The organism is Oleiphilus sp. HI0117 (assembly GCF_001635235.1).
The window spans coordinates 1-11,823 of sequence record NZ_LWGA01000624.1 but is presented as its reverse complement, the minus strand read 5'-3'; the positions used below and the strand labels follow the sequence as shown (position 1 = coordinate 11,823).

Genomic DNA, 11,823 nt, shown 5'->3' with positions numbered 1-11,823 from the left:
AGACCTTTAAATAGCTTTCTATAAATATAGAGGCTATTTTTTGTAAAAAATTAGCGCATAGACACTATTCTACCAACGCGGGATAATGTGTCTTTTACTATTGATAAACGAGACTTCAGATGCAAATTAGCAAAGATAAAGTGGTAACCTTTCATTATAGACTATCGAATGAGCAAGGCAGTGAGCTGGAGGCCTCTCATGGAGAAGACCCGGTTGCTTATTTGCATGGCCATGGAAATATTATTTCTGGTTTGGAAAAAGGCCTGGAAGGTCAGTCGGCAGAAGATGTTTTGACTGTGACGGTTGAACCTCAAGACGGCTATGGCCTGCGTAAAGAAGAAGCTGTTCAGCGCGTACCAATTAAGCACCTAGTGGGCGATAAAAAGCAAAATTCCAAGTTGAAGCCTGGTATGGTGGTTTCGATTAATACCGAAGAAGGTCCAAGGCAGGTTGTGGTATTAAAGGCAGGAAAGTTTAATGTCGATGTGGACACGAATCACCCTTTGGCCGGGCAGGTTTTGAGTTTCGATATTGAAATTCAGAGCGTCAGGGAAGCAACAGAAGATGAGTTGGCTCACGGGCATGCTCATGGTGTTGGTGGTCACCACCATTAACAAGTGCTAATGTTGCAAGCATAGAGATTTCACCAAAAAACAAGTAACGTGAGCGTTTTTAGAATGGCTTCTTCAGGAAATGAACATGAAAAAAACGCTTCTAGGCCTAGCTCTAATAGGTGCTTCTACTCTCAGCTATGCTGCTGAACCTCTAAAGTCTCTTGATACTCAAGATCAAAAAGTTAGCTATAGCTTTGGCTTGGTTCTAGGTAAGCGCATGACTAACGATATGCCTGATTTGCAAATCGACGTATTCGTCCAAGGTTTGAAAGATGCTTATAGTGGCAACCCTCAACTTATTACCGATGAGCAGGTCGCGCAGACTCTATCTGACTTTCAGCGAGACCTACAGCAAAAGCAGCTAGAAGAAGTTCAAAAAGCGGGTGAAGAAAACAAAAAAGCGGGGAAAGAATTCCTAGCTGAAAACAAGAACAAAGAAGGTATTGTTACCCTAGAGAGCGGCCTTCAGTATAAGGTTTTGACCGAAGGTAAAGGTCTGCAGCCTGGGCCGACAGATGTTGTGAAAGTTCACTATACCGGCTCTTTGATCAACGGTACGGTTTTTGATAGCTCGATTGATCGTGGTCAGCCAGTAAGTTTTCCGGTTAATGGTGTGATTGCTGGATGGACAGAAGCCCTTCAGTTGATGCCTACTGGTTCAAAGTGGCAGCTGTTTATTCCTTCGGACTTGGCATATGGTCCAAACGGTAACCGTTCTATCGGGCCGAATGAAACGTTGCTATTCGATGTCGAGTTGTTGGATATCGAAGCGAAAAAATAAAGTAGCTTAATCGTCAGTACTATCGAAAGAATACACAATGTATTCTTTCGAATCTCTTCTTCTTACTCTTATTATTAAAACACTACATTCAAACGAACTAGTCCGGGTATGCCCAAGATATCGCTATTGCTGAATATCATTGGGATAATATCGATATTGACTCGTTCACTATAAGACCAGCGGGTACCGACTAAGGCCGTTGTATCGCTATCGTCTTGCGTTGACATAACAACTTCAGCGCCAATCGAGAATAAGCCACTTTCTGTATCAATTAGACCAGCATAAGCGCCCAAACCTAATTCTAGGAATGTATCACTATTGTCTGCAATATCGCTGTAAATAAGAGATGGTGTGAGTGTGAATGTTGCTGCATCGGCCGAAATCGTGGCTGCGACCCCTAGCTTTAAATTAGTTTGATCGTTATTGCTGTTGTCAAAATCAATGACAGATAAGCCTGTTACCAAAGACCAAGCAAACTGATCTGTCGTTTGCTGATCACCTGATCTAATAGGCGGGAGCCCCCATTTTAGGCTAACGTCGTTCCCTGTAGAGGCGGTGTTAAGGCCTAGTCCACTATTCAAAATAAGCTCAGCCTGGGAAAGCCCGAGTCGAATACTGCCGCCATTTTGTAAACCGTTCGCACCACTGTGCAGGTCAATGGATATATGGTCGCCAGTGTTTACTTTACCCTGTTCAAGAAAGAACCCGCGTGAAGGAGGCGTATAAGCTTTTTTAAACGGCTCTTCAGCGGCGACAAAGGTGCTGGCAGAGGCACTGCAGGCAATAAGAGAATAGCTAAGAAGGTGGTTTTTCATGATTAGACGTTCCTTGATTTCACAGATATTAATTCAATTTGGCTAAGTTTAAATAGGGGGCAACTGATACTAGGAGATAAACTTCAGACCAATACCCGCAGGTTCCATTCGGACAATTTTCATTTTCAGTACAGGCGCTGTTTCTCCCATGCCCTGGACCTGGCCCTGGACAACGGTGCCGACCGGTGGCATAGGAATATTCTCTGTTAGAAGAAATACACCGCCATCGGAGATATCACGGGTAGTGACAATTTGATCGCCAATACTGGGGTGAGACACTTTAAGTTTACACTTCATTGGTGTCCGGTGCTCAGAGCGTTTGTCGGGCTGTGCGGATGTTGAGGTGTTTTCGTTTTCAATGGTCATTTTATTAGCAGGCCACTTAGCTTAAATAATTGCTCTGCATTATATCGATAATAAAAACGAATATCGCCAATCTAGCTTTAAGTTTTGGAAAGATTACATGGCTTGCAGTCTTTCAGTGAGGGCTAAAAATGAGGCAGATAGACAAATTTCGTTAATGGCGTAAAATAGCGCGTTTTTTACAGGCTAGTTCTCTAAAGCGTGTTGGTGATAGAAGGGTGTTATGAAATCGCATAGTGTTGAAAAGATCGGTGGAACGTCAATGAGTGATTATGTCGCTATTCGCGATAATATAATCAGCAAACCCTCAAGAGAGGATACGATCTATCAGCGTGTATTTGTGGTTTCAGCGTATGGCGGCATGACAGACGCTTTGTTAGAGCACAAAAAGACTAGCCAGCCAGGAATCTATGCGTTATTTGCCAACGGCTTGAAAGACAAGAGTTGGCACCAGGCGCTGCAGCAAGTGAAAGCTGATATGCAGGCCATAAACGCAGGCTTATTTGGTGAAGGTGAGCTTTTGCAGCAGGCGAATAGTTTTATTGGCGAGCGTCTGGATGATGCAGAGCAGTGTCTTGTTGATCTTCAAAGACTTTGTCAACACGGGCATTTTGAGCTTTCCGCACATTTGGCGACTGTTCGGGAAATGTTGGCGAGTATCGGTGAGGCTCATAGCGCTTGGAACACTGCAAAGCTTCTTGAACGTGACGGTTTCAATGCTTGTTTTGTTGATTTAACTGGCTGGCGCGCGGCACAGCATACCTCTTTGGATGAGCGGATCGTTGAAGCGTTTCAAGGCTTGGATTTGGCAAGTCAGATACCTATCGCGACGGGTTATGCGCATAGCGAGGAAGGCTTGATGTCTACTTTTGACCGTGGCTATAGTGAAATGACCTTTAGCCGCATCGCTGTATTGACCGAAGCGCGTGAAACCATCATCCATAAAGAATTTCACTTGAGCACGGCTGATCCTCGTTTGGTTGGTGAAGAAAATGCTATTCCTATCGGACGGACAAACTATGATGTTGCCGATCAGTTAGCTAACCTGGGCATGGAAGCTATTCACCCTAAAGCGGCCAAGGGTTTACGTAGTAACCGTATTCCTTTAAGAGTTAAGAATACTTTTGAGCCTGACCATCCTGGTACACTTATCACCGGAGACTATGTCAGTGACGAGCCTTGTGTCGAAATTATTGCAGGTTGCAAGGGCATCTATGCACTGGAAGTGTTCGATCAGGGGATGACGGGTAGTGTCGATACTTATGACCAGAAAATTCTTGAGCTGATCAGGCGCTTCAAAGGCCATGTTGTTTCTAAAGATATTAATGCGAACACCATTACTCATTATCTTGCTACAAACCTGAAAACAGTAAAGCGTATATACGGTGCTCTGGAAAAATGTTTTCCTGAGGCCGAGATTGACCAGTGCAAAGTTGCGATTGTTTCGGCGATTGGCAGTAATATGCAAGTGCCTGGTATGTTGGCGGTGACGGTCAAGGCGCTGGCAGAGCAGGAAATTAGTGTTTTAGCAATGCATCAATCTATGCGACAAGTTGACATGCAGTTTGTTGTCAACGAAGACGACTATGACTTGGCGGTGAAGAGCCTGCATAGTAGCTTGGTCGAAATTCACAATCACGGTATCGCGATTTGCCCTGCTAATTAACAATTAGATCTCGTGGGAACATCCTGCTAAAGGAGTTGGCAATGCATCAGATCTCTGGGTTTTCATCGGCAGCACGTACGCTGTTTGTTTTGGCGGCATTTGTTATTGTGGTTGCAGGTATACGCGCTGCTGAGTCATTGATGGTGACGTTTCTACTCTCCGGTTTTTTTGCCATCATTTGTGCGCCTCCCTTTCTCTTTATGCAACGGAAAGGCTTGCCTGCCTGGCTGTCCTTGATACTGGTGGTTATTTTTATCAGCCTGGTGCAGTTGGTGATTATCTCTATTATTACCACTTCACTCACTGCGTTCTCAAATGACCTACCCCAGTACCAGATACGCCTGCAAGCATTGATGGGCGAACTAATCAGTGGCTTAAATTCCTGGGGCTTGGATATTCCAAAGGAAAAGTTAATGCAATTGTTTGACCCGTCAACGATTTTTAAGTTGGCGGTAAGCACTCTGGGGAACCTGGGTGGCGTTTTATCGAACTCCTTTCTGATTGTGTTAACAGTGATTTTTATGCTTTTTGAAGGTGTTTCATTGCCGGCAAAACTTCATAAGGCTTTCGGCGAAGACAGTACCTTGATGGAGCATATTGAATTATTTTTAGAGAATGTTAATCGTTATATGAGTATCAAGGTTGTAGTGAGCCTGGGAACGGGTGGGTTAATCTATATCTGGTTGCTTATTCTGGGGGTTGAATATCCCTTGTTGTGGGCTTTAATTGCTTATCTTCTAAATTTTGTACCGAATATTGGTTCCATTATCGCAGCAGTACCCGTGATGTTGTTGGCCTTAATTCAATTAGGGCCTTTGCATATGTTGTTGGTTGCAGCGGGTTATTTATTTGTTAATACCTTGATGGGCAATGTTATTGAGCCGCGCTATATGGGGCGGGGCTTAGGGCTTTCTACTTTGATTGTTTTCTTGTCTTTGGTATTTTGGGGTTGGGTGCTTGGGCCAGTGGGGATGTTACTGTCTGTCCCACTGACCATGCTGTTAAAAATTGCCTTTGAAAGCAGTGACGAGACCCGCTGGATCGCAATCATTATGGGGCCAGATGTTGCTCAAGAAAAAGATGAGAAGCGGTAGTTCTAAATGAGCAGCTACCAAAGATCCTCTTCATCTTGAGAGTCGCTTTGAATTAGAATCCTTTTGAGGTCTTTTTCTCTGTCTTTGCTATGAGCTTCGGCTAAATCAACTTTTTCGCCGTAAACTTCGAGCCAGGTACGTGAGCCAGGTAGCATGTGAGCCAGGTCATACATGCCGGTACGTAAGGCTTCTAGAAATTCTTGATTACCTTTTTCTTGTTCCATCACCACGTTAAGCAATTTAAGGTTGCTTGTATTGCCCAGTTGATCCTGGATAACGGGTAATATTTTCTTAAGGCTCTTTATTTGTTGAGTTTGAGCTTCGTTTTGGCTGGTCAATTCCGAGATTTGTAGCTGTAGCTCTTCAACGACTTCAAGGTTGACGGACTCTTCTTCTTCATCTCCGAAGACGGTGATCGTTATTACTGTAATCGAAACAGAAATAATCACGATTAGTAAGAGTGCGACAACCAGTAGTACTATTTTGTTCGTCCCGACACTCTCTTCCAGAGCAGTAATTCGTTGCTTTTCAGTGAGTGGCTCGTGCTCCACTTCATCTTTCTTGGCCATGGTCTATCCTACGTCGCGAATTTGATGATGAGCTCGGGAGGTGTGCATGTAGTCATGCTAAATCGAACAGAAGTTATGCGAACCCCGGTGAGCCCAGATAGTTTTAGTGTAGACCAAAACTATCTGAAGTACCTACCAAAGGAATGTGATTAATTGTGATATTAATACGAATATTACTAATTAACTTAGATAGTTAGCGCTATAAGTTCTATTAGCCTGTTAACTTTTCGTACTTATCCATTAATTCTGCTTCACTTTCCTTGTGATCAGGGTCTTTGGGAATGCAGTCTACAGGGCATACTTCGACACATTGTGGTTCGTCGTAATGGCCGACACACTCGGTGCACTTGCTCGGGTCAATAATATATATATCTTCACCGGGTGCGATGGCTTCATTGGGACACTCAGGCTCGCACACGTCGCAATTTATACAGTCATCTGTGATCATTAATGCCATGAAAAATACCTCTGCTATGATCTGATAAAAGTGGGGTTAAAGGTCAAAATACTATCCTGCTATCGCTCTTCTAAGGCCTTAATGACGGCTGGCGCTACAAACTCTGAAACATCACCGCCCAAAGAGGCAATTTCCCTAATTAAAGTGGAAGAGATATAAGAGAGGTGGTTGTCAGGAGTAAGAAACAAGCTTTCTGCTTCAGGAATCAAGCGCCGATTCATATCCGCTAGTTGAAATTCGAATTCAAAGTCTGAAACAGCACGTAAACCGCGTAGAATAACGTTGACCTTGTGCTCTTTTACAAACTCGGCCAATAAGCAGTCAAAGCCAATGACTTCTACATTATCGAGATGAGCCAAAACGTCCTTTGCCAGTTCAACCCGTTTTTCAAGTGGAAACATAGGGTTCTTTTTTGGGCTGGCTGCGACAGCAATAATAATGCGATCAAAAAGCTTTGCAGCACGCTCTACAAGATTGGTATGGCCGTTAGTAATTGGGTCAAAAGTGCCAGGATAAACGACAGTATTCATAGGGGGTCTTACTCCTGAAGCTGCGGAATACGATTGCAGTGCCTAAGTCAATTTTACAGTATTGGAAGTATAGACAACCAAGAACTAAAGAAGGGGCGGAATAGTAACCAAATTTCGGGTGGGTTGCTAGTCAGCTTGTTGTAAACAAGAAGTCTGCGCTGGCAAGATAGACAGCGCATTTGAAGGGTTATCTCTATAAGGAGCTAGCTTATCGTAAGAAAATAGAGAATAAGGCCTTATGAATCAAGGTACCAAAAGGAGGGTAGGCAAACTTGGTACTGTTGAAATGATTCTTGCAGAATACTGATTTTGCATGAGAGAAGGTCAGGAAGCCTTGCTCGCCGTGGTAGGAGCCCATACCTGATTCACCAACGCCGCCAAAATGTAAGTCTTCTTGAGCAAAGTGAGAGACTGTGTCGTTAATGCAGACGCCGCCAGCTCGAACTTGTTCTAGTACATATTGCTGTTCGTCTTTGTCCATTCCAAAATAGTAAAGCGCCAAGGGCTGAGGGCGATCATTAATGAAGTCCAGAGCTTGGTCTAGCGACTTAGTGGGTAGGATTGGCAGGATTGGGCCAAAGAGTTCTTCTTGCATCACTAGCATATCATCAGTGGCATTTAGCACCAGGTGGATAGGCATCTTACGTGTACCGGTTTGCATATCTTCGTCAGCCGGGTTGCACTCAATAATCGTTGCGCCTTTGCTTTTTGCATCGTCCAGGTAAGATTGCAGGCGTGCGAGCTGTCGTTCATCGACTACGCTGGTGAAGTCAGTGTTGTGCTTCAGCGTTGGGTACATCTTGGCAAAGAAGTGTTGGAATCGATCAACGAAATGCTCCAGGCGGTGCTCTGGACAAAGAATGTAGTCAGGTGCAATGCAGGTTTGGCCAGCATTAAAAGCCTTACCAAAAACAACTGACTGTGTTGCATCGTCCATATTGACATCGTCAGAGATGATTGTTGGAGATTTGCCGCCAAGCTCAAGCGTGACGGGTGTTAAGTTAGCCGCCGCTGCTTTCATTACATGGCGGCCAACAGCCGTTGAACCGGTAAACAGTAAATGGTTCCATGGGATGCTAGAGAACTCAGTCGCGACTTCTGCATCACCCTGAACAATCGCAACCAGATCTTGAGGAAAGGTGTCGGAGATTAGTTGCTCGATTAGTGCAGAGGTCTGCGGTGTAAACTCTGACATCTTGATCATGGATCTGTTACCTGCAGCCAAAGCAGCGACAAGAGGGCCCATTGATAAAGACACGGTATAGTTCCAAGGCGAAATAATGCCAATAATCCCCAGCGGTTGATATTGCACAAAACCTGTCGCAGGTTGAAATAAAGGAGAGATCTTTTTCTTATCTTTGCTCATCCACGATTTCAGGTTTTTGATGTTGTAGTCGATGCCGTGAATGGTTGTCATTAGCTCAGCAAGTTTTGTTTCATCAGCAGAGCGGTTAGAAAAGTCGCTGGAAATTGTCTCGATAATCTCGTCTTGATTATCAAGAAGCATGCTTCTAAGTTTTTTAAGGTTTGCGACTCTTTCCTGATAAGAAGGCATTGGGTTTTTACGGAAAGCAGCTTTTTGCTCGGAAAAAATCTGATTCATGCGTTGGATTTGTTTTTTGCTTTCACTTATTTGAATGACTTCAGCAACCATGGGGATGAGCTCCGACAATATGTCTATCTGTTTGTGTTAGGCGAAAAATAGAAGAAAAACGAAAATAATCTACTTTTTACAATATACTTTATATTTTTAGAGTATATACTCTAAAAAGTCAACACTTAGAGATCAAAAATATGACTGCGAGTCATTTTTTAATTTTGGTGACCAGGATTGCATCCTGTTAAAAGCTATATATAGTGGCGCTGATCAGGTACAAGTACGCCTGACTTGAAGAGCTGCATAAGAAAATGTACATGATTGGGAAGTTAGTGAGTACATGAAAACCAAAGAAAAAATTGTATTGGCTGCGCTGGAGTTGTTTAACGAGCGTGGAGAGCGGAACGTATCGACTAACCATATTGCTGCTCACCTTGGAATGTCTCCCGGCAACCTGTATTACCACTTTAGAAATAAAAGCGACATTATTTACGAGATTTTTAAGAACTACGAGCTACTTGTAGATTCATATCTGAATGTGCCGAGCGGCAGAGCGATACATATAAATGATCTGATTACCTATTTGGATGCGGTCTTTAACGGTTTATGGGCTTATCGTTTCTTGCATAGAGATCTAGAGCATTTGCTGGACAGCGATGAGCGCCTGCGTGAAGATTATCGACGATTTACTTTACGTTGTTTGAGTGGTATCCAAAGCATTATTTATGCGATGGAGAAGAGTGAAATCTATCAGCCAATGGAAGATCAGCAGCGAAAGTCGAAAGCCTTAAATACCTGGTTGATTGTGACGAATTGGATGACTTACCTAAAAACTATCCAAAGTGCTGAGGACGAAGCGCAGGCGCTGAACCAGAAGAGTATTCAGCACGGTGTGTATCAAATACTCGACTATGTCATACCTTATTTGTATGAAGACAAACGGGCCTTAGCGCTGGAATTGCAGGAAAACTATCGCTTTGAAGGGATCGCGCCAAAAGTCTAATCTTCTTGGCTGTCTTCAGGGGAAGGGCTATTATCTAGCAAGCGCTGATTGATAATCTTGTCCAGAGCAAAGCGGCTTTCTTTTATGCCAGACTTTTTCAGGCTCGAAAACAAAATGACATCTTCCAGAGATTGGTGTGCTTCTAACTGCTTCTTAACCTGAAACATGACTTGCTTTGCAGGGCCAAACTTGAGTTTGTCGCTTTTAGTTAGAAGGATTAATGTCGGTAGCTGACATTCACTGGACCAGTCGAGTAGCATTTGGTCGAACTCGGTAAGAGGTTTGCGGATGTCCATGATAAGCACTAAGCCCGCAAGGCTTTCTCGGTTGCGTAGATAGTCATCGAGGTGCTTTCCCCATTCAGCTTTCAGGTCCAGGGATACCTTTGCAAAGCCATAGCCGGGCAGGTCGACTAGCCGAACCCCGGGCGTGCTAAGGGAAAAAAAGTTAATCAGTTGGGTTCTGCCGGGAGTCTTACTGGTTCGGGCAAGCTTCTTATTGTTAGTGATTGAGTTGATGGCTGAAGATTTTCCTGCATTGGAGCGACCGGCAAAGGCAACTTCAACGCCTTGGTCTGGCGGGCAGTTCTTGAGTTTTGATCCGCTTTGGCTGAAACGGGCGCTGTTGTAGGAGATATTCTTCGGCGTATTTGGGTGGTTCATGACTAACTCAATCAGAAAAAAGCACAGAATAAAAACCACTATTTAATGTAAGGGTTTTATCAGGAAGGGCTTAGTGTATAATAGCCTGAAATTTTTTGCCCATAATTTTCTGAGTGAGGGTGATCGGCTTGTTGTTTTAGTTTGATCAGCCATACTGTTAAGGTTTTGAAGATTAGAGAATTCATTAGCTTGTTTTGTCCTTCAGAGCTGCTTGGTTATGTGGGTAAAAATGACAATATTAGATTTATGTTTAGAGATGAAAGTGAGCGCAATTAAAATGAAAATGATTTTAAAAAGTGTAGTGATCGTTGCAGGTTTGGTAGGGTCTTTGGGGGCTTCAGCCGCTGGTGACGTTGAGGCAGGAAAGGCCGCTTCAGCTACGTGTGCTGGTTGTCACGGTGCCGATGGAAATAGTGTTGTTGCTAACTTTCCTAAACTGGCAGGCCAAGGTGAGAAGTACTTGGTTAAACAAATGAATGACATCAAAGAAGGTAAGCGTCCTGTAATCGAAATGACAGGCTTGCTTGATGCGCGTTCTGCACAGGATATCGAAAACATTGCCGCTTACTTTGCGTCACAAACAACTACGCCTGGCCAAGCAAAGAAAGACTTGGTAGAAAAAGGTGAGATCATGTACCGCCAGGGTAATGCAGCAACTAAGGTTGCGGCGTGTGCAGCGTGTCACGGCCCAGCAGGTGAAGGTGTGTCATTGGCTGCATTTCCAGCGCTTGCCGGTCAGCATGCTGATTACATCGCATCTCAGCTTAAGAAGTTCCGTAGTGGTGAGCGTAGCAACGATGGTGATTCGCGTATGATGCGTTCAGTAACGGCTCGTTTGAATGACAAAGAAATTGAAGCAGTTGCCAGCTATATTTCTGGTTTATATAAATAAGCTTCGTCTCTGCCGAGGAGCAATATGCTTCTCGGCTTTCTAGTTCCCTACCTTCCTATTTGAATACTTCTAACATTCCATCTGAGGTCAAGGCAATAACATTGGACTTCTGATCGATGACATCGATAATCGCTTTACTGCTGGCGCCGCCATAAGCTTGGCGAGGTTCTGCTTGCCAGGTCTTCACTTCAGTTCCTTTTTTAATATTAAATTTACTGATGACGCCTTGGAAAGTGCCAAGCGTTAGGTATTTCTCATCATCAGAAAAATCAGCGCTGGTGTAATTAATATATCGATTCTTAAACTTGAATTTACTTTTCCCGGTTTTGGTATCCCAAACCAGAGCATCTTCGCGTTGTGAGGTGGTAAAGGCGAGCTTACCAGAATCAGATATTGCAGCAGTCTTGATCTGATTGTTCAGGCTCAAGGCGTATTGCTCTTTGCCTGTTTTCAGGTTCCAAATCTTTGCAATGTTATCATCACCGGCACTAATACCTACTGCACCGTCTTCACTGAGGTCGGTAGCCCGTATTGGTGCGTTATGCTTAAAGCTGTGTATGGCCATACCTCGATCAAGGTCAAAGTAATTGACCGTACCATCTCTCAGGCCTAGCAATGCTCGTCGCCCATCTTGGTTTAAGCTAATCGCTTCGATTCGATCGGCTGCTTGCCAGAACTGTAGGGACTTACCATTCGTAGCGTCCCATAGCACTAAGTCTTTTTCTTGGCAGGTTACGGCTCTCTTACCGTCACCGGAAACCGCTGAGGCCCGGATGGATG

The 11,823-nt window shown here is 44.1% G+C and carries 14 protein-coding genes; 6 read left to right on the top strand and 8 right to left on the bottom strand.

Translation table 11 applies throughout. From position 1 onward, the window contains the following. The first annotated feature begins 119 nt into the window (after positions 1-119). Both A3757_RS07175 and A3757_RS27870 read left to right on the top strand, forming a co-directional pair. On the top strand, positions 120-614 hold the full coding sequence (locus tag A3757_RS07175; RefSeq protein WP_068554134.1) for a peptidylprolyl isomerase: 495 nt from the start codon (positions 120-122) through the stop codon (positions 612-614). 85 nt (positions 615-699) lie between these two features. Beyond that, entirely contained in the window at positions 700-1,395 is a 696-nt protein-coding gene (locus tag A3757_RS27870) for an FKBP-type peptidyl-prolyl cis-trans isomerase (RefSeq protein WP_068514517.1), read from the top strand. A 74-nt stretch (positions 1,396-1,469) separates the two neighbouring features. On the opposite strand, the gene A3757_RS07165 is transcribed toward A3757_RS27870, so the two are convergent. Both A3757_RS07165 and A3757_RS07160 read right to left on the bottom strand, forming a co-directional pair. Continuing rightward, entirely contained in the window at positions 1,470-2,210 is a 741-nt protein-coding gene (locus tag A3757_RS07165) for a hypothetical protein (protein WP_068554132.1), read from the bottom strand. A gap of 69 nt (positions 2,211-2,279) precedes the next feature. After that, positions 2,280-2,576, bottom strand: coding sequence for a PilZ domain-containing protein (locus A3757_RS07160; RefSeq protein ID WP_068514521.1), 297 nt, complete (start codon positions 2,574-2,576; stop codon positions 2,280-2,282). Between the two features lie 220 nt (positions 2,577-2,796). Between A3757_RS07160 and A3757_RS07155 the strand changes: the two genes are divergently transcribed. Together A3757_RS07155 and A3757_RS07150 are read left to right on the top strand one after the other, a co-directional pair. Further along, complete coding sequence (locus A3757_RS07155; protein ID WP_068554130.1) at positions 2,797-4,239, top strand: aspartate kinase; 1,443 nt, start codon at positions 2,797-2,799, stop codon at positions 4,237-4,239. Between the two features lie 41 nt (positions 4,240-4,280). After that, positions 4,281-5,333: an AI-2E family transporter gene (locus A3757_RS07150; RefSeq protein ID WP_068514528.1), complete on the top strand. Its 1,053-nt coding sequence runs from the start codon at positions 4,281-4,283 to the stop codon at positions 5,331-5,333. Positions 5,334-5,347: 14 nt separating this feature from the next. Here the strand turns inward: A3757_RS07150 and A3757_RS07145 are convergent, their stop codons facing one another. From A3757_RS07145 to A3757_RS07130, 4 genes are all read right to left on the bottom strand, one after another. Further along, positions 5,348-5,902 (bottom strand): hypothetical protein, encoded by a 555-nt coding sequence (locus A3757_RS07145; RefSeq protein WP_068514531.1) that lies wholly within the window; start codon positions 5,900-5,902, stop codon positions 5,348-5,350. A 211-nt stretch (positions 5,903-6,113) separates the two neighbouring features. After that, positions 6,114-6,359, bottom strand: a complete 246-nt coding sequence (locus A3757_RS07140; protein WP_068514535.1) for a YfhL family 4Fe-4S dicluster ferredoxin — start codon at positions 6,357-6,359, stop codon at positions 6,114-6,116. Between the two features lie 59 nt (positions 6,360-6,418). After that, the gene (gene coaD, locus A3757_RS07135; protein ID WP_068514537.1) at positions 6,419-6,889 is read right to left on the bottom strand and encodes a pantetheine-phosphate adenylyltransferase; all 471 of its coding nucleotides are present in this window, start codon (positions 6,887-6,889) and stop codon (positions 6,419-6,421) included. Positions 6,890-7,097: 208 nt separating this feature from the next. Beyond that, positions 7,098-8,561 (bottom strand): coniferyl aldehyde dehydrogenase, encoded by a 1,464-nt coding sequence (locus A3757_RS07130; RefSeq protein ID WP_368664593.1) that lies wholly within the window; start codon positions 8,559-8,561, stop codon positions 7,098-7,100. A 265-nt stretch (positions 8,562-8,826) separates the two neighbouring features. Here A3757_RS07130 and A3757_RS07125 point away from each other — a divergent pair, with 265 nt between their 5' ends. Then, positions 8,827-9,489 (top strand): TetR/AcrR family transcriptional regulator, encoded by a 663-nt coding sequence (locus A3757_RS07125; RefSeq protein ID WP_068514544.1) that lies wholly within the window; start codon positions 8,827-8,829, stop codon positions 9,487-9,489. On the opposite strand, the gene yihA is transcribed toward A3757_RS07125, so the two are convergent. Continuing rightward, positions 9,486-10,151: a ribosome biogenesis GTP-binding protein YihA/YsxC gene (yihA, locus tag A3757_RS07120; protein WP_068508187.1), complete on the bottom strand. Its 666-nt coding sequence runs from the start codon at positions 10,149-10,151 to the stop codon at positions 9,486-9,488. The genes A3757_RS07125 and yihA overlap by 4 nt on opposite strands. A gap of 262 nt (positions 10,152-10,413) precedes the next feature. On the opposite strand from yihA, the gene A3757_RS07115 reads away from it, so the two are divergent. Continuing rightward, positions 10,414-11,043 carry a cytochrome c gene (locus tag A3757_RS07115; protein WP_368664592.1) on the top strand — a complete coding sequence of 210 codons (630 nt, stop codon included), beginning with the start codon at positions 10,414-10,416 and terminating at the stop codon, positions 11,041-11,043. Between the two features lie 55 nt (positions 11,044-11,098). On the opposite strand, the gene A3757_RS26595 is transcribed toward A3757_RS07115, so the two are convergent. Then, positions 11,099-11,823 (bottom strand): WD40 repeat domain-containing protein (locus A3757_RS26595; RefSeq protein ID WP_068739368.1); only part of this gene is annotated, 725 nt, incomplete at its 5' end.